21 protein-coding genes and 2 pseudogenes are annotated in these 25,137 nt (G+C 71.5%); 11 read left to right on the top strand and 12 right to left on the bottom strand.

The window, feature by feature from the left end; translation table 11 throughout:
* The first annotated feature begins 71 nt into the window (after positions 1 to 71).
* From NLX94_RS24425 to NLX94_RS24415, 3 genes are read left to right on the top strand one after another with little or no spacing between them, the layout of a single operon-like run.
* Positions 72 to 722 (top strand): TetR/AcrR family transcriptional regulator, encoded by a 651-nt coding sequence (locus NLX94_RS24425; protein ID WP_254385159.1) that lies wholly within the window; start codon positions 72 to 74, stop codon positions 720 to 722.
* On the top strand, positions 712 to 1,329 hold the full coding sequence (locus NLX94_RS24420) for a hypothetical protein (protein ID WP_254385158.1): 618 nt from the start codon (positions 712 to 714) through the stop codon (positions 1,327 to 1,329). The genes NLX94_RS24425 and NLX94_RS24420 overlap by 11 nt, the downstream gene beginning before the upstream one ends.
* The gene (locus NLX94_RS24415; protein WP_254385157.1) at positions 1,322 to 1,930 is read left to right on the top strand and encodes a GNAT family N-acetyltransferase; all 609 of its coding nucleotides are present in this window, start codon (positions 1,322 to 1,324) and stop codon (positions 1,928 to 1,930) included. Before NLX94_RS24420 ends, NLX94_RS24415 begins: the two co-directional genes overlap by 8 nt.
* A gap of 5 nt (positions 1,931 to 1,935) precedes the next feature.
* On the opposite strand, the gene NLX94_RS24410 is transcribed toward NLX94_RS24415, so the two are convergent.
* Entirely contained in the window at positions 1,936 to 3,132 is a 1,197-nt protein-coding gene (locus NLX94_RS24410) for an alpha/beta hydrolase (protein ID WP_254385156.1), read from the bottom strand.
* Between the two features lie 444 nt (positions 3,133 to 3,576).
* Between NLX94_RS24410 and NLX94_RS24405 the strand changes: the two genes are divergently transcribed.
* From NLX94_RS24405 to NLX94_RS24395, 3 genes are read left to right on the top strand one after another with little or no spacing between them, the layout of a single operon-like run.
* Positions 3,577 to 4,437, top strand: a complete 861-nt coding sequence (locus tag NLX94_RS24405; protein WP_302170427.1) for an endonuclease/exonuclease/phosphatase family protein — start codon at positions 3,577 to 3,579, stop codon at positions 4,435 to 4,437.
* Positions 4,438 to 4,482: 45 nt separating this feature from the next.
* Entirely contained in the window at positions 4,483 to 5,223 is a 741-nt protein-coding gene (gene cseB, locus NLX94_RS24400) for a two-component system response regulator CseB (RefSeq protein ID WP_254385155.1), read from the top strand.
* Between the two features lie 22 nt (positions 5,224 to 5,245).
* The gene (locus NLX94_RS24395; RefSeq protein ID WP_254385154.1) at positions 5,246 to 6,508 is read left to right on the top strand and encodes a HAMP domain-containing sensor histidine kinase; all 1,263 of its coding nucleotides are present in this window, start codon (positions 5,246 to 5,248) and stop codon (positions 6,506 to 6,508) included.
* Positions 6,509 to 6,518: 10 nt separating this feature from the next.
* Here NLX94_RS24395 and NLX94_RS24390 read toward each other — a convergent pair whose 3' ends face one another.
* Together NLX94_RS24390 and NLX94_RS24385 are read right to left on the bottom strand one after the other, a co-directional pair.
* Complete coding sequence (locus NLX94_RS24390) at positions 6,519 to 7,280, bottom strand: isocitrate lyase/phosphoenolpyruvate mutase family protein (RefSeq protein ID WP_254385153.1); 762 nt, start codon at positions 7,278 to 7,280, stop codon at positions 6,519 to 6,521.
* A 57-nt stretch (positions 7,281 to 7,337) separates the two neighbouring features.
* Positions 7,338 to 8,675: a PLP-dependent aminotransferase family protein gene (locus NLX94_RS24385; protein WP_254385152.1), complete on the bottom strand. Its 1,338-nt coding sequence runs from the start codon at positions 8,673 to 8,675 to the stop codon at positions 7,338 to 7,340.
* A gap of 90 nt (positions 8,676 to 8,765) precedes the next feature.
* On the opposite strand from NLX94_RS24385, the gene NLX94_RS24380 reads away from it, so the two are divergent.
* Positions 8,766 to 9,389 carry a DJ-1/PfpI family protein gene (locus tag NLX94_RS24380; RefSeq protein ID WP_254385151.1) on the top strand — a complete coding sequence of 208 codons (624 nt, stop codon included), beginning with the start codon at positions 8,766 to 8,768 and terminating at the stop codon, positions 9,387 to 9,389.
* Between the two features lie 173 nt (positions 9,390 to 9,562).
* On the opposite strand, the gene NLX94_RS24375 is transcribed toward NLX94_RS24380, so the two are convergent.
* Positions 9,563 to 10,153: a hypothetical protein gene (locus NLX94_RS24375; RefSeq protein WP_254385150.1), complete on the bottom strand. Its 591-nt coding sequence runs from the start codon at positions 10,151 to 10,153 to the stop codon at positions 9,563 to 9,565.
* Positions 10,154 to 10,460: 307 nt separating this feature from the next.
* On the opposite strand from NLX94_RS24375, the gene NLX94_RS39425 reads away from it, so the two are divergent.
* The gene (locus NLX94_RS39425; protein ID WP_254385149.1) at positions 10,461 to 11,360 is read left to right on the top strand and encodes a helix-turn-helix transcriptional regulator; all 900 of its coding nucleotides are present in this window, start codon (positions 10,461 to 10,463) and stop codon (positions 11,358 to 11,360) included.
* A 116-nt stretch (positions 11,361 to 11,476) separates the two neighbouring features.
* Entirely contained in the window at positions 11,477 to 12,652 is a 1,176-nt protein-coding gene (locus tag NLX94_RS24365) for a hypothetical protein (protein WP_254385148.1), read from the top strand.
* A 43-nt stretch (positions 12,653 to 12,695) separates the two neighbouring features.
* On the opposite strand, the gene NLX94_RS24360 is transcribed toward NLX94_RS24365, so the two are convergent.
* From NLX94_RS24360 to NLX94_RS24345, 4 genes and pseudogenes are all read right to left on the bottom strand, one after another.
* The gene (locus NLX94_RS24360) at positions 12,696 to 14,897 is read right to left on the bottom strand and encodes a YhgE/Pip domain-containing protein (protein ID WP_254385147.1); all 2,202 of its coding nucleotides are present in this window, start codon (positions 14,895 to 14,897) and stop codon (positions 12,696 to 12,698) included.
* On the bottom strand, positions 14,894 to 15,445 hold the full coding sequence (locus tag NLX94_RS24355; protein WP_254385146.1) for an ABC transporter ATP-binding protein: 552 nt from the start codon (positions 15,443 to 15,445) through the stop codon (positions 14,894 to 14,896). Before NLX94_RS24355 ends, NLX94_RS24360 begins: the two co-directional genes overlap by 4 nt.
* A gap of 62 nt (positions 15,446 to 15,507) precedes the next feature.
* On the bottom strand, positions 15,508 to 16,845 hold the full coding sequence (locus NLX94_RS24350) for a TROVE domain-containing protein (protein ID WP_374684018.1): 1,338 nt from the start codon (positions 16,843 to 16,845) through the stop codon (positions 15,508 to 15,510).
* 34 nt (positions 16,846 to 16,879) lie between these two features.
* Positions 16,880 to 18,082: pseudogene (locus NLX94_RS24345) on the bottom strand (RNA-guided endonuclease InsQ/TnpB family protein); the annotation flags it as partial.
* A gap of 64 nt (positions 18,083 to 18,146) precedes the next feature.
* Here NLX94_RS24345 and tnpA point away from each other — a divergent pair.
* Positions 18,147 to 18,437, top strand: a pseudogene (gene tnpA / locus NLX94_RS24340) (IS200/IS605 family transposase); the annotation flags it as partial.
* A 290-nt stretch (positions 18,438 to 18,727) separates the two neighbouring features.
* Here tnpA and NLX94_RS24335 read toward each other — a convergent pair.
* The 3 genes from NLX94_RS24335 to NLX94_RS24325 all read right to left on the bottom strand — a co-directional run bounded on the left by NLX94_RS24335 (position 18,728) and on the right by NLX94_RS24325 (position 23,388).
* Positions 18,728 to 20,983, bottom strand: coding sequence for a S8 family serine peptidase (locus NLX94_RS24335; protein WP_308402510.1), 2,256 nt, complete (start codon positions 20,981 to 20,983; stop codon positions 18,728 to 18,730).
* 582 nt (positions 20,984 to 21,565) lie between these two features.
* The gene (locus NLX94_RS24330; protein WP_254385145.1) at positions 21,566 to 22,465 is read right to left on the bottom strand and encodes a TIGR03620 family F420-dependent LLM class oxidoreductase; all 900 of its coding nucleotides are present in this window, start codon (positions 22,463 to 22,465) and stop codon (positions 21,566 to 21,568) included.
* Positions 22,462 to 23,388: an NmrA/HSCARG family protein gene (locus tag NLX94_RS24325; protein ID WP_254385144.1), complete on the bottom strand. Its 927-nt coding sequence runs from the start codon at positions 23,386 to 23,388 to the stop codon at positions 22,462 to 22,464. The genes NLX94_RS24330 and NLX94_RS24325 overlap by 4 nt, the downstream gene beginning before the upstream one ends.
* A 122-nt stretch (positions 23,389 to 23,510) precedes the next feature.
* Here NLX94_RS24325 and NLX94_RS24320 point away from each other — a divergent pair, with 122 nt between their 5' ends.
* On the top strand, positions 23,511 to 24,116 hold the full coding sequence (locus tag NLX94_RS24320; protein WP_308402508.1) for a helix-turn-helix domain-containing protein: 606 nt from the start codon (positions 23,511 to 23,513) through the stop codon (positions 24,114 to 24,116).
* A gap of 96 nt (positions 24,117 to 24,212) precedes the next feature.
* Here the strand turns inward: NLX94_RS24320 and NLX94_RS24315 are convergent, their stop codons facing one another.
* The gene (locus tag NLX94_RS24315; RefSeq protein WP_254385143.1) at positions 24,213 to 25,088 is read right to left on the bottom strand and encodes a hypothetical protein; all 876 of its coding nucleotides are present in this window, start codon (positions 25,086 to 25,088) and stop codon (positions 24,213 to 24,215) included.
* Positions 25,089 to 25,137 lie beyond the last annotated feature (49 nt).

The raw sequence follows: 25,137 nt of genomic DNA, 5'->3' as shown, positions 1-25,137 counted from the left end.
ACGGGTGGCGAGCGCCGTCGAGTGAACCACTGGGGTGTACCACTAGTACACCCCAGTGGTACTCTTCAATCATGCCCCTCCCCCGTTTCGATCGACTGCCCGCAGAGCGCCAGGAACTCATCCTGGGGGTGGCGCGCAGCCACTTCGCCGAGCACGGCGCCGAAGGCGCCTCCTACAACAAGATCATCGAGGCCGCGGGGGTCTCCAAGACCGCGGCCTACCACTACTTCGACGGCCGCGAGGACCTGCTCACCGCGGTCCTCGACGGAGTGCTCGGGCGGCTCCTCAGCGCCCTCGGCCCCTGGCTCCCGGCCCGCGACGAGGCTGACCTCCGGTCCCGGTTCGCCGCCGGTTCCGCCGCCCTCGCCGCCCATCTGCAGGACCACCCCGAGGACCTGGCCCTCGCCGAATCCGCCATCGGGCGTACCCATGCGGGCCCGTGGCTCGACTGGTTCGGCGCCCTGGTCACGGACGGGCAGCGGCTCGGGGTGATCCGTACCGACGTGGAACACGGACTGCTCGTGTCGGCCACCGCGGCGGTCGTCCGGGCGGCCGACGCCTGGGCCCTGGCCCGCATGACGACCGAGGCCCCCACCGGGGCGGCGGACCTTCCGGAGGGCGAGGTCCCGGCGCAGCTGTGGCGCCTGCTGCGCGGCCTGTGGGGCGGGGCGGTCACCGAAAGCGCCGCAACTACCGGAAGGAGTACGTCCGATGCGCGATGACCTGCGGATCTCGTGGGAGGTACCAGCCACCCCGCCCGGCCTCGCGGGACGCCTGGAGCGGTTCATGGGCCCCGGCAAGTCCCGTTCCGAGTCCGCGGTGGAGACCATCGGCCTCCTCGGCTGCGCCCTGCTCCTGGCCGCCGGCCTGTGGACCTCGGGGGCCGCACGCGACTGGTCGACGGCGCAGCTCGTCGTGGTCGTCCTGGCGGGGCTCGACCTGATCGGCGGAGTGCTGACGAACGCCTCCAACTCCGCGAAACGCTGGTACCACCGCGCCGGCCCCGAGGCCAGGCGCGCCCGGCTGCTGTTCGTGCCGGCCCACCTGCTCCACCTCGGCGCGATCGGACTGTTCGTCCTGTCCGGGGACATCGCGTGGACACTGGTCAACGCCGCGCTGCTGCTCGGCGGGGCCGCGGCCGTGGAGTTCGCGCCCGTGCACCTCAAACGGCCCGTGGCGATGGCCCTGTTGATGGCAGCCGTGCTGGTGAACCTGTTCTGGCTGCCGGTGCCCGCCGCGCTCGCCTGGTTCGCACCGCTGTTCTTCCTCAAGCTGCTCGTCTGTCACCTCGTACCCGAGGCGCCGCTGGAGGGGAAGCGGGATGCCTGAGGCCGGGGCCGCCGGAAGTTCCTGGCGGATCGACACCGCCCCCGGGACGGCCGGCTGCGCCGAGCTGCTGGCCGCCGCGTTCGCCCGGGAACCCGCCGTCTCCTGGATCTGCGGCGACTCGGCCCCCGTACGCACCCACTGGTTCCGGACCACCCTGCGCACCCACGCCGGGCTCGCCGGGGCCCGTCGTACCGCGCTCGTCGACGGGGAGGGCCGGCTCCTCGCGGCGGCCGTCCTCACCCCGCCGGGTGCGACCCCGTCCGCCGGCGCCCGCGCCCTCTGGGCAGCCCGTACCGGACTGCGGTGCGGGCCTCGCGCCCTCGGCCGGACCCTGCGCTACCTGGACGCCACCGACGGGGCCGCGCCCCCGGGGGCCTGGACACTGGAATTCGTCGGCGTGCGCCCCGGGCTGACCGGTCGCGGCGCCGGCCGCCTCCTCCTGGACCACGTCCTCGCGACCGCACCCGTCGGACACGGGCTGTACCTCACCACCGCCGATCCGGCGAACGTCCCGCTGTACCACCACTTCGGCTTCACCACGCTGCGGACGACCCCCCTGGGGCCGCTGAACATCACGTCCATGCAGCGCGGAGTGAAGTAGCCCCGTCAGGGATTGTGGAAGATCATTTCCGGGTTGGCGGCCGACGGTCCGTCGAGCAGCGGCTGTGCGATGCCCTTGAGGTGCTGGTCGAAGAAGGCTGCGACATAGGCGCGGGTGAGGGCCAGGGCCCGATCCGCCGGCAGCGGGCTGCGCGGCACGCCGAAGTGGTCCAGGATGACGGCCCCGTCCGTGAAGGTGAAGTGGTCGGATCCGGCGAGGGTCAGCCACCGCTTCCAGCCGCCGAACCGGTGCCACGCGGTGTCCCAGGTGTGGTCCAGGCCGCCGGGGCGGTGCATCTCGTCGTCGGTGCCGAGCAGCATGAACGGGCGGCCCCCGAGCCCCTCCTCGGGCACGGAGTCGTAGAAGGCACCGTCCATGTTGATGCCCGCGCGGATCCGCTCGTCGCCCAGCATCGCGGTCATCGCGCTGGCGCCGCCGATCGAGTGACCGGCCATGGCGATCCTGCGCCGGTCGATCGTCCCGGCGTACTTCCAGGCCGCGTGCCGTCCCGTCAGCCGGTCCACGACGTACGACACGTCGCGGGCCCGGCCGGTCGTGATCTTGCTTTCCGGTACCTCGCCCTCGCTGATGGGCCCGCACGCCGCGCAGGTCAGCAGTCGGCCGTCGGGCGTGCGGATGCCGAGGGACTCGTAGGCGTGGTCCACGGAGGCCACCACGTAGCCGCGGCTGGCCAGATCCTCGGCGAGGGCGGTGAGGGTGTAGCGGGAGACCGTGAAGCCCGGGGACAGGACGACGAGCGGGTACCGGCCGGGTGCCGGGCGCACGTCCCGCCGGGCGTACGTGCGCATCGCGCTCAGGTCGGCCGCCGTGATCGCTTCGCCGAGGCCGTAGCCGTCGATGAGCGCCTGGGTCTCCTCGGTGCTCGCGTACGGGGCCGTGTGCCCCCTTCCGGGGTGTGCGGCCGGGTAGTGGAGCGTCACCATCAGTTCTCGTCCGTCGGCGTCGGGCATCCACGGGTCGGGGCGCGAGCGGTCCACGAGGTGGAGGACGGAGCTGCCGACCGGCAACGTGCCGGTCGGGCGCGGGAGTTCGGCCCGGCTCTCCGCCGACACCTCGGCCACGGGTTGCGCTGAGGACGCGGCGGAGAGCGGCGAGGCCGAGGCCGAGCCGGCGAGGGCCAGCGGGAAGGACAGGGCCAGTACGACTGCGGCGGCGGTGGCCGCCCTGGAGAAAGTGGTCATGTCCACGACGGTAGCCAGCGGCAGCGGGAGGAGACGTCAGACCGTGGTCGCGGCGGCATACCCCGCAGGGCTGATGCATCCATCAACTCGTAGTAGCAGAAACAGAGTTGGGGAGGCCGGGGTGGTGGTTGCGGCGCGGGCACCTGCGGGGTGATACGCAGCTGAAACACGGTCGCCGGGTGCTCGCAGTGGCTTCCTGACCTGCTGGAAGCGTGTCGGTCCGAGGGTGTGGTGGTACCCGATTCCCGGTGTACGTGATGCCGGGAGGCCGTTGCCGTGCCGAATGCTGCGAACCGTACCGAGCCCATCGCCGAGGTCCGGCCCACCACCTGTGTCCGACCCGACGCCGGGCCACGAGGCGCCGGAGGGGCGCGTGGGCCCCGTACCACCACGGGCCGGCGCGGCCGGGTGGTCGCCGCCGCAGCGGTGTGCAGCGCCCTGGTCATGGCGTTGCACGCCCACGTTCCGAACGGGCTCGGAAACCTCGGCAGCCTGTTCCAGACGTTCCTGCCCTGGGCCGGGCTGAGCGTGCCCGCGCTGCTGGTGACGGCGGCGGTACGACGGTCACGGCTCGCGGCGGTCGCCGTACTGGCGCCCGCGGTCGTCTGGGTCTCCCTCTTCGGCGGGATGCTCACCGACAAGCGCGCCGCGGGCGGGGACCTCACCGTGGTCAGCCACAACGTCGACGAGGAGAACCCCGATCCCGCGCGGACCGCGCGAGCCCTCGCGGCCTCGGGCGCGGACGTGCTCGCGCTGGAGGAGCTGTCCTCGCGGGCGACGCCCGTGTACGAGCGCGAGCTCGCGGACGGATACCCGTACCACTCGGTGCACCTCGGCGTCGGCCTGTGGAGCAAGTACCCGCTGCACGGGGTGGAACCGGTGCCGATCATGCCCTGGACGCGCGCCGTACGGGCGACGGTCGACACCCCCGGCGGGCCCGTCGCCGTGTACGCGGCGCACCTCGCGTCGGTGCGGGTGACCCCGAGCGCCGGTTTCACCACCGCGCGCCGCAACGAGGCGGCCGTGAAGCTGGCCGAGGCCGTACGGGCCGAGCCGCTGCCCCGGGTCGTCGTGATGGGCGACTTCAACGGGACGGCCGAGGACTCGGCACTGCGGCCGGTGACATCGCAGCTGCGCTCGGCGCAGCGGGAGGCAGGGGCCGGTTTCGGTTTCACCTGGCCCGCCTCGTTCCCGCTGGTCCGCATCGACCAGATCCTCGTGAAGGGGGTGAGTCCGGTCGCCTCGTGGACCCTGCCGGCCACCGGCAGCGACCACCTCCCCGTCGCGGCCTCGCTGCGGCTGTGACCGCACTACGGCACGGTCGTCCAGTGACTACGATGGGCGGAGCATATGTCCGTTTATGAGCAGGTAGGTTGTGTGTCGGAAACCCGGGTCCCCGACCCCGTCAGCGTCCTCGTCGTCGAGGACGACGCCACCATCCGGCGCGCCGTCCAGCTGTCCCTGGAGCGCTACGGCTACCAGGTCGCGGTTGCCGCGGACGGACTCGCCGGGCTGGAGGCCTTCCGGGCCGGCGCACACGATCTGCTGATCCTCGACGTGATGCTGCCCGAGCTCGACGGCATCGGGCTGTGCCGGCGGATCCGCGAGGAGAGTCTCGTCCCGGTCCTGATGATGTCCGCGCGCGGTGACGCCCTCGACGTGGTCGCCGGGCTGGAGGCGGGCGCCGACGACTACGTCGTCAAACCCGTCGACACCGCTGTCCTCGTCGCCCGCATCCGTACGCTGCTGCGCCGCGCGACCTTCCGGCCGCCCGAGTCCGCCGAGCCGGCCGAGCCGGCCGAGGGCGTACTGGTCTTCGGCGACCTGAGCGTGAACACCCTCGGCCTGGAGGTCCACCGGGCCGGGCGGGCCGTCCCGCTGACCCCCACCGAGCTGCGCCTGCTGTTGGAGTTCGCCGCGTCTCCCGGCGCCGTACTGGACCGCCGCAGGCTGTTGCGCGACGTCTGGGACTACGGCTGGGAAGGCGACACCCGGGTCGTGGACCTGTGCGTGCTCCGGCTGCGCAAGAAGATCGGCGCCGACCGGATCGAGACCGTCCGCGGCTTCGGCTACAAACTCGTCCGCGACTGAAACCGAAGGGGCGGACCGGCACATGGCCCTGCTCAACCCGCGCGCCCTGCGCTGGAAGATCGCCGCCCTCACCGCGGCCGCCTGCTGCGCGGTGGCCGCGGTGATCGGCGTACTCGTCCACCGGGCGATGGAGGAACGCAGTGAGCGGACCGGACTCGAACGCGTCGGCGCGCGGCTCGACGCCGCGGAGCGCGAGTACGCGCGTACGGGCAGCGCGCCGCTCGACGTCGAGGTCCTCACCCCGGAGCAGCTGGACCCACCGCTCGCGCGGGCGCTGGCCGCCAAGGATCCGGCCGGCCTCTACGCGACCTGGTACGACCGCAAACCCCCCAACTGGTACTGGCTGTGGGCGGCCATGCCCGTCGCGGGCGACAAGGTGCTCGTCGCCCGGACGGACATGAGCGCCGAGGTGCGCGGCCTACAGCTCCTGGACCGCAGCATCGTCAAGGCCGTGCTCGCCGCCCTCCTGGTCGTCGTACCGCTCGCCGCCCTGGCCACCGAGCCGATGAACCGCAGGCTGCGCCGTGGCTCCCGTACCGCCCGGGCCATCGCCGCCGGCGACCTCGACGCCCGGGTCGGCCCGGGCGGCCGGGCCCGTGACGAGATCACCGAGATGTCCGCGGCCATGGACGAGATGGCCGGCGTCCTGCAGCGGAAGCTGGAGGACGAGCGGCGCTTCACGGCGGACGTCGCGCACGAACTGCGCACCCCGCTGATGGGCCTGTCCACCGCGGCCGGGCTCCTCCCGGAGGACGACGAGGTCTCCGAACTCGTACGCGACCGGGCCCGGGCCCTGAACGGGCTGGTCGAGGACCTCCTGGAGATCTCCCGGCTCGACGCCGGGGCCGAACGGGCCCGGACCGACGCGGTGCCGCTGGGCGAGCTGGTCGCCGACGTCGTCCGCCGGACGCAGACGCAGACACCGACGCCGGCCCCGACCGTCGTCACGGCCGGGGTCGCGCACGTCGTCGAGACCGACCCGCGCAGGGTGGAAAGGATCGTGGTCAACCTCCTGACCAACGCGCACCGCCACGGAGCGGCCCCCGTCGAGGTCACCGTCACGGGCGCACGGATCGTCGTACGGGACCACGGCCCGGGTTTTCCCGCCGCGCTGCTCGACGAGGGCCCGCAGCGCTTCCGTACGGGATCGCCCGAGCGGGGCCGCGGGCACGGCCTCGGGCTCACCATCGCGCTCGGGCAGGCCGCCGTCCTCGGCGCCCGGCTGACGTTCGCGAACGCCCCGGACGGAGGCGCGGCCGCCACCCTCGACCTGACGCCCCCGTAACCCCGCTGCGTCAGGGCGCCCAGGGGCTGAGCGCGCCCTTCATCGCATCCGTCATCGCGAGTTGCAGCAGGGGGCCGTAGGTGATCCGGCCGACGCCGAGGCGGCGGAAGCGTTCGAGGTCGTGCTTGACGGGGTGGGCCGTGGAGTTCACCGGAATCGCGACGGCGCCGGTCACCGCCGCGAGCGCCGCGTCGTTGTCCTGGATGCGCACCGGGTAGACGCTGTCGGCGCCGGCCCGCTCCATGGCCAGCAGTCGCTCGATCGCCTCGTCGAGGACGGCGGAGGCGTCCTCCGCGTGCGCGAAGAGGTCGGTACGTCCGTTGATCCAGACCGGGATCCCGGCATCGTCGGCCGCCGCGCGCAGGCCGGCGATGTAGTCGGAGTGCTCCTGCAGGGTGCGCAGGCGTCCGCCGTCGGAGTGGACGGTGTCCTCGATGTTGAGGCCGGCGCCGCCGACCTCGGTGAGTCCGGCGATGAGGTCCGCGGGGTCCTGTCCGTACCCGGCTTCCAGGTCCACGGACACGGGGACGTCGACGGCCGCGATGATCGGCCTGACGGCGGCGAGGACCTCTTCGAAGGTCTGCCCTTCCTGGTCCTCGGCTCCCCGCGAGGCCGCGAGCGGATGGCTGCCGATCGTCAGCGCGGGGAACCCCGCGCCGGCCGCCGTCCGCGCGGACCACACGTCCCAGACGGTCGGCAGTACGAGCGGCTTGTTCTCGGCGTGCAGGTGCGCGAGGCGTCGGGCGCGCTCGCCAGTGGTACGGAAGTCCATGTGGGCGACGCTACCCCCGGATCACCGCGAACCACGCGCCGACGGGCCACTCGACACTCAGACGCAGGCGTCCTCGGCGGCGACGCGGCGGACCGTACGGAGTGTCGACCTGAGGGTGTCCAGATCGGTCGAGCCCAGGGCCAGGCGGATCGCCTGCGGTGTGTGCGCCGAGGTGCTGAACGGCTCCGCCGTGGTGATCGAGATGTTCCTGCGGGCGAGGTTCGCGGTCAGGCGGTCGGCGCGGGCGTCGTCGGGCAGGGGCAGCCAGGTGAAGTAGGACGCCGGATGGCTGATCACCGGGAGCCCGGCCAGCTCCTGCCCGACGATGGCCTGGCGGGCCCTGGCGTCGTCCCGCTTCCGCGCTTCCAGGTGGCCCACCGTGCCGTCGTCGAGCCAGCGGCAGGCGATGGCGGTGGTGAGGGCGGGAGTGTTCCACGTGCTCACCCGGACGGCGCGTTCGAGCGAGGGCACGGCGGACGGCGGGGCGAGGACGAAGCCGACCCGCAGGCCGCTGGCGATGCTCTTGGAGAGGCCCGAGACGTAGACGGTGATGTCCGGGGCGGTCTCGGCCAGGGGCGGTGGAGGGTTCTCGTCCAGGTAGGCGTACGAGGCGTCCTCGATGACGAGCGGACCGTACTGCCGTGCGATCCCGATCAGGCGGGTGCGGTCGGCGGCCGGCATGACCCAGCCCAGGGGGTTGTGCAGGGTGGGCATGGTGTAGATCGCGCGCACCGGGCGGGTCGCGCACAGCCGCTCCAGGGCATCGAGGTCCGGTCCGTCGGGTGTGGTGGGGACGGGCTCCAGGTCGAGGTGGAAGGCGTGCGCGAGCACCTTGAAACCCGGGTAGGTGAGGGCGTCCACCGCGACGACGTCGCCGGGGCTCAGCAGGGCCATGACGGTGACGGCCAGGCCTTGCTGGGCACCGTTGGTGATGAGGAGCCGGTCCGCGTCGGCCGTGATGCCCCGGAGAGCGAGATGCCGTGCGATGGAGGCCCTGTCCTGCGGCCGCCCCCGGTGCGGCTGGTAGCGCAGCAGCGAGTCGAGGTCGCCGGAGGCGGCCACTTCCCGCAGGGCCTGCCGCAGGAGGTCGGCCTGGCCGGGTAGCGACGGGTTGTTGAAGCTGAGGTCGACCGCATCCGCGGCGACGGCCTGCTGGTCGATGCCGTGACCGGCGGGCACCGCGAGGTCGCGCACGAACGTGCCGCGTCCCTGCTCCCGGCTCACCAGGCCCATCGTTTCCAGCTCGGCGTACACCCGGGTCGCGGTCACCACGGCGATGCCCTCGCGGGTGGCGAGAGCGCGGTGGGTCGCCAGCCGCTCCCCCGGGGCGAGGCTCCCGCTCCGGATCTCGGATGCGAGCGAGTCGACGAGCTTCTTGTACCGCGGGGCCGCCATGCACCGGATTGTATCCATGACAATTCTTTGGCTGTCCTGGACCGGATCCTTACGGTCGTGCTCTCAAGTCATCCGGAAAGGACCGCCGTCGTGCACATCGCCATCCTCACCTTCGAGGGCTACAACGAGCTCGACTCCCTCATCGCCCTCGGCGTGCTGAACCGCATCAAGACCGACGGCTGGCGCGTCACCATCGCCACCCCCAGCCCGAAGGTGACGTCGATGAACGGGGTGACCATCGAGCAGACGTCCACGCTCGAGGAGGCCTGCGCCGCCGATGCCGTCATCATCGGCAGCGGCATCGCCACCCGTGAGGTGACGGAGGACCCGGCCATCATGAACGTCCTGCGCGGCCTGGACCCCTCGCGCCAGCTCATCGCGGCTCAGTGCTCCGGCGCGCTCGTGCTGGCCAGGCTCGGCCTGCTCGACGACGTCCCCGCCTGCACCGACCTCACCACCAGGCCCTGGGTCGTCGCCGCCGGCATCGAGGTCCTCAACCAGCCCTTCTACGCCAAGGACAACATCGCCACCGCCGGCGGCTGCCTGGCCTCGCAGTACCTCGCCGCGTGGATCATCGCCCGCCTCGAGGGAACCGAGGCCGCCGAAAGCGCGCTGCACTACGTCGCCCCGGTCGGCGAGAAGGAGGAGTACACCGAGCGCGCCTGGCGCAACATCAGGCCCTACCTGCCCGCCCGCGCGGCTGCGCATGCCTGAGCTCCACTGAACCGCCGGATCCCGGCGGTCAGGCGGCTCGGCCTGCAGCCCCGGCCCGGGGCGACGCAAGCCCCGTAGGTGCGCGGGGGCGAACGCACGCCGTCCCGGGCACGTGCGGGCCGGGAACCGGGTCCGGGATCCGCGCGCGCCCGGGACGGGCCGGGGCGAGGGGGTCAGCAGGCGTCGATCTTGTGGATCGTGTTCCAGGAGCCGTTGCGGTCCTCGGAGTAGGCCCCCGGGGTCGTGTAGCGGAGCTCTCCGGCGCTGCCGTACATCCTGGCCCGGGTACCGGACGACTGGTTGTTGCTCCAGGAGCCGGTGCCCGTCCAGGTGCGGACGTCGATGGTCTCGCTGCACAGCCTCTGCCGCTTGACGGTACCGGTGAAGTTCGCGCCGGTGTAGGCACAGAAGGTGTACGAGCCACAGCTCGCCGGGGCCGCGAGCGTGCTCGCCGTACGCGGGGCGGTTCCGTCGAGGTCGCGGGCGTAGGTTTCGCCCGGCAGCACCAGGAGGATCTCGGTGCCGTTGGCCAGCGTCACCTCGTTCGCCGCGGTTTGCGCGCCCCCCTCCTGGGCCAACTGCGCGTCGACCTGCGCCTGCAGCGTGCGGGACTGGGCCGCGGTGAGGCCGGCGGCGCGGGACTGGGCACCGAATCCCGCACCGGATGCCGACGCCGTGCCCGCGGTGGCCTGACCGGCCGTCGCCAGGCAGCCGGCCAGCGCGAGGGCGATCGCCGCTGCGGTGGTGAATCGAGTGGTCCTCACAGGTGCTCCTTCTGTCGGCAGGATCCGGGGACCCTGCTGGGGGGTGAGCCGGGCACGACGATGCCGGTACCGCGCGGCACCGTCTTGGAAAAACGCGAAGCGCCCGGGTCACCGCTGAGGGCCGCCGCAGAGTCCTGGTGCGCCTCGGACCGGACGGGTGGACCGGACCGCCGTGGACCGGACCGCCACTCGTTGCGTGACGGTCATCACGGGGTGCCATCCGGCTCGGGTGCGGCAGGCTGGCCGCTGACCACGCGGCCGTCTGCCGCGCCTTGCACCTCCACACCGCTGATCATCAGGGGGACCCGTGCAACTCGTGACACCCGCATGTCCCGGCATCGACTTACGCAGCGGCCCCGGCTGGGAGGTGGCCCGGCGCACCGGACCACCCGGTCTGCCCGGGGTACTCGGCTACCGGGGGTTCCGCATCGAAGCTCCCAGCGCGCGGGCGCGACTGGAGACCCCGGACGGGTGCGTGTACCTCGTTCTCGGGTTCGCCGAACCCCTGACGCTGCTGCACGGCCCGGAGCACACTCCCGTCCAGCACACGTCCCTGCTGAGCGGGCCGCAGCAGCAGGCGGGCCTGGGCACGCACCACGGCGGGATCCACGGCATCGAGATCGCCTTCGCCCCGTGGACGGCGGCCACCTTGTTCCGCCTGCCCATGCACCAGCTCACGGACTCGGTGGTCGTCCCCGAGCAGCTGTCCCTCCCCTGGCTCGCCCGCCTCCACCGGAGCCTGGCCGCCGCGGACACCTGGTGCCGGGCCTTCGCCCAGCTCGACCGCACCCTGGCCGCCCGGGTGGGCGAACCCCCGGCCGGAGCCGCCGAAATCCGTCAGGTCTGGCGGCACATGCACCGACGGACAGGACGCACCACCGTGCAGGAGCTCGCGGAGGCCACCGGCTGGAGCACCCGACGCCTCCAGCAGCGCTTCCGCGAACAGATCGGCCTGACGCCCAAGGCCGCCGTCCGGATCATGAGGCTCCAGCACGCCCTGCACCTGCTGCAGACCTCGGCATCACTGAGTCATGTGGCCCATCTCTGCGGCTACTTCGACCAGTCGCACCTGAACCGGGACTTCAGACTCCTCACCGGCGGCAGCCCGCTTGATTTCACCGCCGGCCGCAGTGCCCACGCGAGCGGTCCGCCGCTGGCCCGGGCCACCGGTACGCAGGCCAGCAGCACCCGCGCCGTGGCCGCTTGACCCATGCGGGAGCTCCACGCATATGCCCGGTGTGTCCTGAAAAGGATGGATGTTTATCTGATGTAAACAATGAGCGGATCGCCTCCCGGCGCCTCCCCCGAAATAGGAGTCCGAGAATGAGGCCACTGCGCCGCCCCCGCCAGGCCGCCGCCCTGCTCGCCACGCCCGCATTCGCACTCACTTGCGCCGGCCTGGCGGCCACCCCCGCTCACGCCGCCACCATCAGCGTCGGCTGCTCCCCCGCCGCCCTCGTCCAGGCCATCACCACCGCCAACAGCACCCCCACCACCCCCGACACCCTCAACCTCGCGCAGGACTGCACCTACACCTTCACCGAGCAGTCCCCCGGCCCCGGCCAGGCCGCGCTCCCCCAGATCACCAGCCCCATCACCATCAACGGGCGCAATGCCACCCTCACCCGCGACGAGAACACCGACAACGAATTCCGCTTCTTCAACCTCCCCCCTGCCACCCGCGGGAACCTGACGCTCCGGGACCTGGCCCTCACCAACGCCAAAGCCGTGGGAAGCGCCCAGGGCGGGGCCGTCCAGCTGGGATTCGACACCCTTCTTTCCCTTGTCAACGTCCGCCTCACCGGCAATACCTCCGGAAACGGCGGCGGCGCCGTCAACAACAACAATGGAACCCTCCGCGTCGTGGGTTCCTACTTCAAGAACAACAGCACCGAATCCGGCCACGGCGGCGCGGTCCTGAGCAGCGGCACCACACGCGTGGACCTCAGCGTCTTCACCAGCAACTCCACCGGCCCCATCACCGGCGGCAACGGCGGAGCCATCGCGCACAACAGCATCTCCTCGCCCTTCACCGTGACCGCGAGCATCCTCACCGGCAACGAAGCACAGGGCCTGGGCGGCGCCATCCACACCAACAGTTCCTCCGCGACCATCACCAGCACCCAGATCCAGAGCAACAACGCCAGAACCGGCGGGGGCATCGCCAACTTCGGCACGCTCACCATCAATGTCCAAACCGCCATCCGCGGCAACACCGCGAGTTTCTCCGGTGGCGGCATCTACAACTTCGGAACGCTCCAGACCCGCAACACCGTCATCGACGGGAACGCGGTCACCCAGGGAACCGGCGCCGGAATTCACAACCAGGGCGACGCGACGCTCAACGACTCCCGTGTCACGCGCAACACCTCGGCCCACGCCCCGGCCGGCCTCCACAACCAGGGCGGAAACATCACCCTCAACCACAGCACCATCGCGAACAACAACCCCGGCAACTGCGATCCCTCGAACCCCACGATCACCAGCTGCACTCAGTAGGTCCGCCCAGTAGGTCCGCCCAGTGGGGGCAGCACCGGCAGCACTACATCTCCACGGCCGGCTTCATCCTGCCGAACGTCCAGGTGCGCTGCTTGTGCGCGACCAGGGCGGCCAGGGCGAGTGCGCCCGCCAGGTATCCCGTCAGCACCAGGACGTCGTACCAGAAGTCCTGCTCCCTGCCGCCGGAGATCGACACGCGCAGGCCGTCGATCAGGTAGGACATCGGCAGGACCGGGTGCAGGAACTTGAAGGGCTGAGGTGAGGTCAGGACCGGGTACGTGCCGCCGCCCGAGGTCAGCTGGAGCATCAGGAGCACGAGGGAGAGCAGTCCGCCGACCACGCCGAGGGCGGCCCTGAGGGCGTAGGAGATCGCCGTGAACGCGGCCGCGCCCAGCAGCATGATGCCGACGGTGTGGACGGGCTGGAGGGGGTCGAGGCCGAGGCCCAGGTCGACCGCGGAGTAGAGGACGCCGACGGCGAGGGCTCCGATGCCCATGATCGGCAGCCACCCCCCGAGGGCGACGGTCGTCGAAGGCAGGTCCCCGGCCAGTGCCCTGGCGTTGAAGGGGCGCAGGATCTGGTAGCCGAGGAGTCCGAGGACCCACAGGGCGATGCCGAAGAAGAAGGGGGCCAGGCCGCGGCCGTTGACGTGGGCCGGGTTCTCGACGTCGGTGCGGATCTCCACCGGGTTGGACAGTACGTCGGCCATCTTGGCCCGCAGGGCCGGCCGGATCGAGGGGATCTTCTTCACGCCCGCGTCGAGCCCGCTCGCCAGCTCGTTCGCGCCCGTCTTGAGCTTGACCAGGCCGGACGTCAGCTCGTTCGCGCCGTCCTCGGCCTTGCCCAGGTTGTCGCGGAGCTGGTTCGCGCCGTCCGCGACCTTGTGTGCGCCGTCGTTGAGGAGCTGGACCTGTGACTGGGCTTCGGCAATGGTGCCCGGCAGTTCGGTAAGGCGGGCTGCGGCCTGGTCGACGATGCCCGCCAGGCGCCGTACGGCGGCGTCGATCCGGTGCTGGGCGGTGTTGACCCACTCGGCCGCGAGCTTCACCTCCTTCGTCAGCTCGACGAGGCCGGTGCACACCGGCCCCGGGTCGCCGGCGCACCTGTGCTTGACGTGACGGTGGACCGCGGCGGCCGCCCGGGCCGCCTTCGTGGTGGCCCGGGTGAGGTCGTCCGCGACCGTGAGCACGGTGTGCTCGCCCGTGACGAGCAGTTTCGCGAGCGCGTCGAGCGTGGGCGGCACGTTGGCCGCCTTGGTGAGCAGGCGCTGGAGTTCGTGCAGGTCCTTGGAGACCTTCACCGTGATCCGGTGCGCGGTGGTCGCCGCCCGGACCGCGTCGCGGCAGACCGGACCCGGATCGGCGGCGCACAGCTGCTTCACCGTCGTCAGCACGGCCGAGGTGTCGGCGACCGCCTTGTCCGCCAGCCGGGTCAGCACCTCCACCGTCGCGGCCGCCGTACCCGCTCCTTCCCGGACGGCAGAGGCCACGTGCGCGACCTCGCCCTCGAAGGTCGCCACGGCCTCGTCGACCGCGTCGACCAGCTGCTGGGTGCCGTCCGCCACCTGCCCGGCGCCGTCGGCCAGGGTTTTCGAGCCGTCGGAGAGCTGCGTGATGCCGTCGGCGAGCTTCTGGGCTCCACCGACCGCGGTGCCCGTGCCCGTCGAGAGCTTCGCCGCGCCGTCCGCCGCTTTGGCCATCTGGTCGTGCAGCTCCGGCAGCTTCCCCAGGACGCCTTGGGTGTAGGCCGCGAAGGCCGCCGAGTTGACGCGGCGCTGCAGCTCCGGCTCGACCGACTCCCCCATCTTTCCGATGGTGAACCCGCGCGCGTCGTTCAGGGTGAAGGTGAGGTGGGCGCGCCGGGGCTCCAGGGAGAGCGGGCTGGCCAGGTCCGCGCTGAAGTTCCGGGGCACGGTCACGATGAAGTAGTAGGTGCCGTCCTCGAGGCCGCGCCGCGCCTCGTCCTCGCTGACGAACCGCCAGCCCAGGGTGTGGTCCTGGGTCAGTTCCTCGACGAACTTGTTGCCCGCGTCCACGGTCCTGCCCATCGCCGTCACCGGCTCGTCCAGGTTCACGACCGCCACGGGTACGTTCTTCAGCCTGCCGTACGGGTCCCAGTTGGACCACAGGTACAGCCCGCCGTAGAGCGTCGGCAGCAGCACCAGGGCGAGGGGGACCAGGCGGCGCACCAGGGGCCCGGTCGTGAACCGGGCGAGCTCGACGGCGGCGAGCCTCAGTGCGCTCATGCGGCCGCTCCCCGCCCGAGGTCGATCACGGCGTCCACGTCGGACGGAGCCGCGCAGGCGCTCGCCACGACGGCCACACCGGATCCGGCGACCTCGCGCAGGTAGCTCCAGGCCCGTTCGAGGTCCGCGGGGACCAGGCCGTCGTCCACGTCGTCCACGAAGACCGCCTCGGCGCCCGAGGCCAGGGCCAGCCCGACGTCGATCCGCAGCCTGTCCGCCGCGGACAACTCGCTGTACCGCTGGTCCTGGTCACCCGGGAGCTCGCCGCTCAGGCCCTGGTCCCGTAGGAGTTGGCCCACCTTGCGGTACGCGTCGGTCTCCACCACACCGGTGATCCGGGCCAGGGAGGTGATGTCGCGCGCATCGGCTCCCGGGCCCTCGCCCCGGCCCCCCTTCAGCCGGCCGGCCAGGACCATCAGGAGGCTGGACCGGCCGGAACCTCCCGGGCCCACGACAGCGACCAGCTGACCCTTTCGGATCTCGGCGTCGATGGGACCGAATACCGGCCCCTCCGGTCCCACCAGCGAGAAACCCTTGAGCGAGATCATTCACACACAATAAGGGCATTTCCCGCCCATATTTGATTCACCGCGACACGCCAGAAGCAATATCAACCCTCCGACTTTCGGATGAATCGCTTTTTCATTTTTATTTGAGCGGGAATTCCCGCCTTTCGCATTCGCTCCGCTTCCGGGCCGCCGAAGGTGTGCCGGTTTGGGCCGCCGGGGCCGTGGGCGGGCTGGTACCCCGCCAGGTTCCAGGTGTAGACCGGGATGTCCGCGGGGACCGGTTCCGCCAGGCCGCGGCGGCTCGGGAGCGTCTGCTCGTCGGTGACGATCAGGACCCTGTCGTGGCCCTGGTAATGGGCGCGGACCGCCTTGGTGGTGTCGGTGCCCCCGAGGTTCCTGAACCTTTCGAGTACGTCGAGCACCGGCTCCCCGGACCGGTACGGAACCTGCGCGCTCGACCATCCGTACTCCACCAGGTCCGCCTCCTCGGCGCGCATCGCCAGCGCCGTCCCGAAGACGGCCGCGGCGTCCGCCCGGGTGAGGGTGGACCGCTCCGAGACGGTGTCGAAGAACATCGACCCCGACCGGTCCACCAGGATCAGGGTCCGGCCGTTCAGGGCCGGTACGTTGCCCAGCGAGTGGCTCAGCGCCAGCTCCAGCGGCGCCGACCAGCGCGCCGAGGGTGCGTGGCGACGGGCGGCCAGGTAGCGGAAGGGGAACTGCCGGGACCGGGCGACCTCTTCGGCGTTCGACGGTCGCCGGGGGGGCGGAGCCGCGTCCTGCGGGTGGTGCCGGCGATCCAGGGCGTGCCGGAACAGCTCGCCCTGCCAGGGTTTGGCCGGGTCGGGCGTCGCGTGGACGAGGTTGAGGACGTCGCTGAAACGGAAGGCCTTGGAGGCGGTGTCGTACTTCAGCAGGGAGCGGGAGGAGTACAGCCTCCGGACGGCGTCGGCGATGCCCCGTTTCACGGGCTGCGGGATGCTCCGCCCGTAGGCCGAGATCCAGTGGGCGAGCAACTCACCCGGTTCGTCGGCGCGTTGGAGCACGGAGTCGATGACGGACCGGTTGGACGGCCCCGCGCAGGAGCCGGCGGCGAGCCGCGCCCTGACGTACGCCGCCGCGCCCGTCAGGGAGGCCGTGCGCATGTTTCCCTCGCCCCGGAGCCAGCGCAGCAGGCCGGCCGTCCATGCGGGATCCTCCAGGGCGAGTTCCCCCACGAGGCGGGTGTACCGTTCGTCGCGGTCCGGGCCGCTCTCGTAGAAGGTCCGCTGGGAGACGAAGTTCCCCACGGCCAGGAGGAAGAGCTCCTCGCGCGGCTCCCGGACGAAGCCGGGGCCGCCTTCGTAAGTGAGCGGGTCCGCCCAGGTGGTGTGGGGGTGGGACCAGGGAACGTGCCCGGTGCGGGCCGCCGCGGCGGCGATGTGCGGGGCCACGAGCATCTCGGACCAGATCTTCGACGTGAAGGGAGGGGATTCCTACCACGGTCGGCTGACCGTCTCGGTGGGTTCCTGCTTCTCCGCGCTGCGCCGGGATCGCTCCCGGTCTTACCCGCGCTCGACAGGCTGATACCGCCAGTCCGGCGGCCTTGGCGACGTTGACCGCAGCGTTGATGTCCCGGTCAAGGACGGACCCGCACGCCCCGCATTCCCACATGCGGATGTCGAGGGGCTTGGGACCGTCCTTGACGCCGCACGCGGAGCAGACCTGAGAGGTCGGCTCGAACCGTCCGATGCGGAGGAACTGCCGCCCGTACATTGCGGCCTTGTACTCCAGCATCGTGACGAACGCCGACCATCCGGCGTCGTGGACGGACTTGGCCATGCGCGTGCGGGCGAGTCCCTTGACCGCCAGGTCTTCCACTGCCACCGCTTGGTTGTCGCGAATGATCTGTGTGGAGAGCTGGTGGTGGAACTCGCGCCGCGCGTCGGCCACCCGTGCGTGAGCGCGGGCGACCTTGATACGGGCCTTGGTCCGGTTGCTGCTGCCCTTCGCCTTACGGACCAGGCGCTGCTGTTCCCGCTTGAGCTTCTTCTCCGCCCGGCGCAGGAAGCGGGGGCTGTCGATCTTCTTGCCATCCGAGAGGATCGCGAAGTGCGTCAGCCCGAGGTCGATGCCGACTACGGCGTCCGTCTCCGGCAGGGCCTCGGGCTCGGTCTCCACGACGAAGCTGGCGAAGTACCGGCCTGCTGCGTCCTTGATCACGGTCACCGTGGACGGCGTGGACGGCAGGCTGCGGGACCGCTTCACCCGCACGTCGCCGATCTTCGGGAGCGAGAGGTCTCCGCCGATGGTGATCTTCCAGCGGGCGTTGGCGGTGAAGCGGACGGCCTGCCGGTTGTCCTTGCGGCTCTTGAACCGGGGTGCGCCCATGCGCGGGCGCTTGCCCTTGAGACCGTCGAAGAAGTTCTTGTAGGCGGTGTCCAGGTCCCGGAGGGACTGTTGCAGGACGACGGCGGAGACCTCGCCGAGCCAGGCGCGTTCCTCTGTCTTCTTCGCCTCGGTGATCAGCAGCTTCGACAGGTCCCCGGTCTTCGGGAACGCCTCGCCGCCGGCGCGGGCGGTCTCACGGGCCCGAAGGGCGTCGTTGTAGACCACCCGCGCACACCCGAACGCACGGGCCAGCGCACTGCGCTGAGGCCCGTTCGGGTAGAGGCGGAAGGAGTACCGAAGCTGCATGTCGATCACGCTACGACAGTCGGTTTATGGCCGAGATACAGAACATTCGTACAGGTAGGCAAAGATCATGCGGGACGTCTGCGAGGACTTCGAATGTGAACTGGTCGAGTTCAACGGCGAGAACAACCACGTCCACCTCCTGGTGAACTTCCCACCGAAGGTGGCCCTGTCCAAGCTGGTCAGCTCGCTCAAGGGCGTCAGCTCGCGCAGGCTCCGCCAGGAGTACCCCGAGCTGGTCCGGCACTACTGGCGGGCACAGCGCCTGTGGTCCGGCTCCTACTTCGCCGGGTCGGTGGGCGGGGCCCCGCTGTCGATAGTCCGTCAGTACATCGAGCAGCAGAACCGCCCGCTCTAACCGACCCTTACGACGGAGGCACAGAGCACTCCGGCGCTCCGCGCCTCCGGCCCAAGGATGGCCTTCACCCCCGCCCTAAAGGGCGGAGCACTGGCCAAGTTCCTGGTAGCCGCAGCCGAGCGCATCGGGGGACGCGGTCGCGCCGTCGCACCGCGTGCCAGTCCATTGAATGCCCGCCGCTCTCCCCCTGGATCCTCCCCGTGGTGGAGGCCTCGGCCCTGTACGAGCGCGGGGCCCTCCACCTGGTTCGGTGGAGGGCCCCGCGCTGAGGTCGGACGGGAGGGGCAGGGTCAGCTGATGGACTTGATGGAGCCCCAGCCGCCGGTGCCGACCTGGATGCTCGGTCCGTCGACCGGGCCGTGGATCGAGCTGCCGCCCTTGTAGAACCTCAGGGTGCCGTCGTCCACGGTCGCCCACATGTCGGCGGTGCCGTCACCGTTGGCGTCGGCAGCGCCGGCGATCAGCGGCCGGAAGTCGGTGGTGTACCCGCGGCCGTACTCGGTGCGGTCGCTGAAGGTCCGGTTGTCGGGCTGGCCGAGGTAGTGGTACAGAATGCCGTCCCGGGTGTCGCGGGCCAGCAGGTCGACGTGGCCGTCGTTGTCCGCGTCACCGGGGGCGCTGATGTCCATGACGTCCCAGCCGGAGGTACCGATGCCGACGGGGGCGGCGACGGACGGCGCGGGGCCCGACTTGCCCGCGTACAGGTACAGCTTGTTGGAGTGCTGGACGACGAGGTCGGGGTGGCCGTCCTTCGTGACATCGCCGGCGCCGACGACCTGGGCGGTGGTGGGCAGGCCGGTGCCGATCTTGATCGGCGCGCCGAGCGTGCCGTCGCCGCGGTTGGGGTAGACGCGCAGCTCGGAGCCGACGCGGGCGACGATGTCCTCCTTGGCGTCACCGGTCCAGTCGCCGCGGTGCGTCACGGACGCTCCCGTCCAGCCGCCGGTGCCGATGATGGTGTGCGCTCCGAGGGCACCCGTGCCCATGCCGGGGTACAGGAGCAGCTTGCCGGCGCTGTCGACCGCGACGAGGTCCGGCTTCCGGTCTCCGGACATGTCGCCGGGGGTGGCGGGCGTCGGGGTCGGGGTGGGCGTCGGAGTCGGGGTCGGGGTGGGGGTGGGGGTGGGCGTCGGAGTCGGGGTGGGCGTCGGGGTGGGGGTGGGCGTAGGCGTGGGCGTCGGAGTCGGGGTCGGCGTCGGGGTCGGCGTCGGGGTCGGGGTCGGGGTCGACGAGATCTCCACCTTGAGGCGGGGGGTGACCGCACCGTTGTAGGTGATGGGCGTGCCGCCCTCCTTCAGGAGGGTCTCCAGCTCGGCGAGGGTCTTGCCGGGGTGGGCCTGGCGCAGGATCGCGAGGGCGCCGGCCACGTGCGGCGCGGCCATCGAGGTGCCGTTCTTGGACGCGAAGCCGCCGCCCGGGACGGAGGAGGTGATGGCTGTACCCGGGGCGAGGATGTCCAGGAGCGGGCCGCGGTTGGTGAAGGTGGAGAGCTGGTCGTCGTCCGTCGTCGAGCCGACGGTCAGGGCCGAGGGCACGCAGCCCGGGGAGTTGACGGCGTTCGTCCAGCCGTTGTTACCGGCCGCGACGACGGTGGCCACACCCTGGGCGAAGAGGGTGTCGATGATCGGCTTACGTGCATCCGCGTTGCACGCCGCCGCCCAGAAGCCGCCGCCCAGCGACATGTTGGCCGCGATGATGTTGGTCCCGGCGCTCTTGAGGGCCGAGACCTTTTCCAGGGCCTTGATCTGCGCGCTGGGGAAGCTCAGGACGCAGGGGCTGGGGGTCGTGCCGCACCGGGTATCGGAGGTGATCTTGGAGAAGATCTGCATGGCGATGATGTCCGCGCCGGGCGCGACACCTCGTGCCGGGGCTCCGGCCACGCCGGCTCCGTTGCCCGCGGCGATGCCCGCGACGTGGGTGCCGTGGGAGCAGCCGGCGCCGACGGTGGTGCAGGGGCCGCTGTCGGCGTCGGCGCTGCCGGTGCCTTCCTGCTCGGTCATGCCGTCGGGGCACAGGCTGGTGGCACCGTAGGCCTCGTCGACGACGGAGAAGCAGGCCTCGGCCTTGACCCGGCCGGCGAGGAAGGGGTGGTTGGTGGCGACACCGGTGTCGAGGATCGCGATCGCGCTGCCCGCGCCGTCCTTCCCGGCGGCGACTGCCACGTCGCTGCCGATCATGGCGGTGGACTCGTTCAGCGTCGGCGCCTCCGGGATGTCCTCGGTCACGCTGACGACACCCGGCATCGTGCTCAGCGAGTCCAGGCCCGCCCGGTCCACGCGCAGCGTGACCATCGGCAGGGTCTCGTAGGAGACGAGGACCTCGCCCGCTTCGGAGGCCGAGGAGAGTTCCGACTGGGCATCGAGGAGCACGTTGACGCGGACGGTGCCGCCGTCCTGGGTCTCCTCGTACAGCGGTGCGTCGATCGCCCCGGTCTCGGCGGCGAACGCCGGACCGGCGCTGGACACGGGGTTGAAACCGACCGGTATCGCAGTGAGAACGGCGGCTACTGCCGAAGCGGCGAGCACGACCCGCATGGATCTCTTCACTGGTCACTCCATGGAAGAAAAGGGGGAAGGGGATGAGGGGTAAGGGCGTAGCTTCTGGGCGCGCAGGCGAAGGCGAGGGGCGGGCGAAGCCGACGGCGCGAGCGCGGGGGTACGGCGTAAGGGAAGTCGTAGGGCCGGGGGTGCGTCCCCTTGGGGCGGGACCGCGCCGGGGGCGAGCAGGTGCCGTGGCCGCGGGGGCGGCGGGGAGAACAGGCGCAACGATCACTGGTGCGGGAAGGTGTTTCCGGCCGGGCCGGTGCGATCACCCGTCGGTGACTCGCGGACCCTCATCCCGCCCGATCATGGCCCGGTGATCAGCTGTCGGCCGCCGGGCGTCTGTCGTCCGCACCGGTGGTGTGCGTGGCCGTGACGGTGATGGACGTGGCGGCCTCGAGGCGGCTGAACATGACTGGATTCCCCCGGAGTTGTGCGGCGTTTCCTGCTGACGTGATCAAGGTTGCCGCAGGTGAAGGGGGTGAACCAGGGTTCTCGGGTGTCCTGGACGCGACATGTCCAGCACAGGACAGAGGGCGCCCGGACGGGCGACCATTTCGGTCGGGCGGGGTGATGACCGACGGCTCGTCAGACGGGGAGGTGCAGGGCGAGTTGTTCCCATTGCCGGGTGGGCGGGGAGTCGGGTGTGGTGGTCATGAGGTGGAGGCTGACATGGTCGGCTCCGGCGTCGAGGTGCTCTTGGACGCGGTGGGCGATGTCCTCGGCACCGCCGTGGGCGACCAGCGCATCGACCAGCCGGTCGTCGAGCGTCTCCGGGTTCCCGTAGCCGAGTCCGCGCAGCAGCTCGCGGCGGTTCGGCAGAGCCGCCCCGGCCGTAGTGCGGGCCAGGTCGGCGGTGGCGGTGCGGTCGTGGGTGAGCACGCACAGCTGGGTGACGGCCAGGAGGCCGGCGTCCGCGAGAACGGTTCTGGCGGTCCGGGTGTACTCGACGGGCATGCCCAGCAGCATCGCACCCCGGGCGCGTTCGCCCGCGAGGGCGAGCATGCCGGGATCCAGGGCGGCGAGTACGCGGTGCGGCGACGCAACCGCGCCGGGCGGTCCGAACGGGGCGGTGTCCAGCGCGTCGAGATAGGAGCGCATGGTGGCCAGAGGCGGGCCGTGGCGGTGGCCGCGGACTCCTTCGGCCAGGCTGGGATGGCTTTCCCACAGGCCGAGCAGGAACCGTCCGGGGAACGCCTCCTGGAGGGTGCGCTGCGCGGCGGCGGTCGTGATCGGGTCGCGGGCGTAGATGTCGGTCATGCCGGCGGCCACGGTGATGTGCCGGGTCGCCGACAGGAGGATCGCCGCCTGGGCCACGGCTTCCCGTCCCGCGAGCTCGGGAAACCACAGGGTGCCGTAGCCGAGGCCCTCGATCACGGCGGCGGCCTCACGGAGCGCGGGTGCGGGGAGACGGTCGAAGTCTCCCGCCCAGATCCCGATGCGCCCGAGGTTGTGGTGGTGATCGCGGTGGTGGGGGCGGGCGCTCACGCGCTCTGACCGGTGGTGCGGGCGGAGTCCAGGAACGCGGCGATCCGGGCCGCACCGCCTCGCTCCAGCCAAGTGCCGAGGTCCATCGCGGCGGGGTGGATCTCCCGGGTGGCGGCGATGTCGGCGCGGTAGCCAAGGGTGTTGAGCCACACGTTGGCGTAGGCGAAGTCCTCGCTCAGGGCCCGGATCGCGTCGATCGGGACCTGGACGTAGGGCAGCGGTGCGCCGATCGCCTTCCCGATGGCAGCGGCAATCTCGACCGGCGTGAGTTCGTCCCCCGCCAGGGGAACCGTCCGCCCGATCCACTCCTTCGGCCGCGAGAACGCCAGCGCCGCCACGGCGCCGACATCGTCGACGGCCATGATCCGCTGCGGGACTTCCGGGGCGAGTCCGGTGGACAGACTGCCGTCGCGCAGCGCGTATCCGGTGGTGAAGTTCTCCATGAAGGACACCGGCCTGAGGATCGTCGCGGGGAGGCCGAGCGCGGCGATGTGCTGCTCGATCCGCCACTTGCTGACCAGGTTCACCGGCAGCTTCTCCTCAAGGTGCCGGCCCGCTCCGTCGACCGAGGTGAAGACGAAGTGGCCGATGCCTGCGGCGTGCGCGGCCTCGGCGACGTTCACCCCCCAGCGCACCTCGTCCTCGGCGCTGAAGTCCGGCGCGGTGCCGGGCGAGCCGATGGTGGGCTGGACGCTGAACAGGCCCCAGGCCCCCTCGGCCGCGGCGGCCAGCGAGCCGACGTCCTCCATCCGCGCCCGCACCACCTGCGCTCCGGCCTCTTCCAGCTCCACGGCCCGCGCACCGTCCGGGTCGCGCGTCAGGGCGCGCACCTGCCAGCCGCCGCGGAGCAGGTGCCGCGTCACGGCGCCGCCCTGCAGGCCGGTCGCTCCGACCACGACGACGGTCTTCTGCGTGAGGTTCATGTTCTTCTCCATCGATCGCGTCCATGCGGAAGAGGAGCCATCCCCTAAGTGGGGTGGCCCTCCGTTTCTTGTTCGCTAAGATATGGAGGGCCACCCCGTTTTTCAACCCGTCAGGAGTGCCCGTGCCCAAGGACGCCGCCGCCACCGCCGTTCCGCCCGGTCGGCCGATGCGCGCCGACGCACGCCGCAATCTGGAGAAGATCGTGGCCGCCGCCGGGGCCCTGATCGCCGAGAACGGCGCCGACGCCTCCTTGGAGGAGGTCGCCCGCCGCGCCGGGGTCGGCTCGGCCACCCTCCACCGCCACTTCCCCTCCCGCCAGGCACTCCTGGAAGCGGTCTTCAAGGACCGGGTGGAGGTTCTCTGCGCGAAGGCCGGCGCTCTTCTCGACGGACCCGACCCCGCCTCCGAGCGCGACCCCGGTCAGGCCCTGTACACGTGGCTTCGCGCCGTCAGCGCGCACGCCGTGGCCAACCGGGGACTGGGGGCCTCCCTGATGCGCGAGGCGGACCCGGCCCTGGGCGAGACCTGCCACGACATGATCACCAGTGCCGGGGACGCCCTCCTCGCGCGCGCCCGGGCGGCAGACGCGGTCCGCCCCGGGATCACCATCACCCAGCTGCTGAAGCTCGTCGGCGCCATCGCGCTGGCCACCGAGCAGGACGCCGACGGTCCCGCCGAGGCCGACCTCCTGCTCGCGATCGCCATCGACGGGGTCCGCGCGCGCTGACCCCGCGCATCCGCACATGGTGCAGCAGCGACCGAAAGGGGGCCGCTCCGGCAGAGCTTCTGCCGGAGCGGCCCCCTACGGGGTGGTGCGGGTGGATCAGGCGCGGGTCCAGACCGGAGCGGTCTGGCGGGCGATGCCGTAGACGTAGTTGGAGAGGGTGCCGTTCGCGTTCAGCACGACGATGGTGTTGTCCGACTGGAGGATCACGGACTTGCCCTTGGCGAAGTAGGTCCAGTTGCTCCAGGCCCCGCGCGAGGTCATCTGGACTCCGTACAGCCCGTCCTTCTTCACCAGGCGGACCTTCGTGCCGCCCGCCACTTCGTAGACGCCGAGCTTCGGGGAGACGGTCGTGGCACCGGTCCAGCTGTGGATCTCGCCGTCGACGGTGAGGCGGACGTAGCGCTGGCCGATCTTGACCACGTCCTGGTAGGCGTTGGGCGCGGGGTTCAGGAAGCCCACGCGCTTGCCGTTCTCGACGATGTGCGCGCTGAAGAGCTGCGGGCCGGCCTTGTAGGTCTTGACGGTCAGGCTGCCGTACTTCGTCGTGGAGTAGAGGCTGCCCGCGGTGTCGCAGTCCTTGGACAGCTTCGGGAACGCGGTGGCGGTCCACGGCGTGTCGCCACCCTGGGTGCGCTGCTTGAAGACGGGCGCGCCGGACAGCACTCCGTCGATCCGCAGGCCCCTGGCCAGGTCCAGCGGCTTGGACTGGTCCACCGTGCCGAGCACCTTGCCGCTCGCGTCGCGCAGCTGCGCCTTGGCACCGCTGTGGGCGCTATGGGTCAGCTTGACCGTCAGGCCGGGGTGCAGGGACGGGATGACCTTGCTCTTGACGCACTCCTCGGCGACCACCTGGGTGCGCGCGGGGGAACCCTGCTGGGCCGGGGAAGGGGCCGCGAAGGCCGTGGCGGGGGCGGCGATCGCCGCGCCGAGGAGGGCGAGGGCGCTGGTGGCGGCGCGGAGGGTGGTGCGCATGACGACTCCTGGGAGCTGTGCGGTGGGTTGAGGAGAGCCGTATGCCGTG

It is taken from the genome of Streptomyces sp. TBY4, from assembly GCF_024213195.1.
In the GTDB taxonomy this organism is placed as follows: Bacteria; Actinomycetota; Actinomycetes; order Streptomycetales; family Streptomycetaceae; genus Streptomyces.
This window is presented reverse-complemented; position numbering and strand designations above follow the sequence as displayed.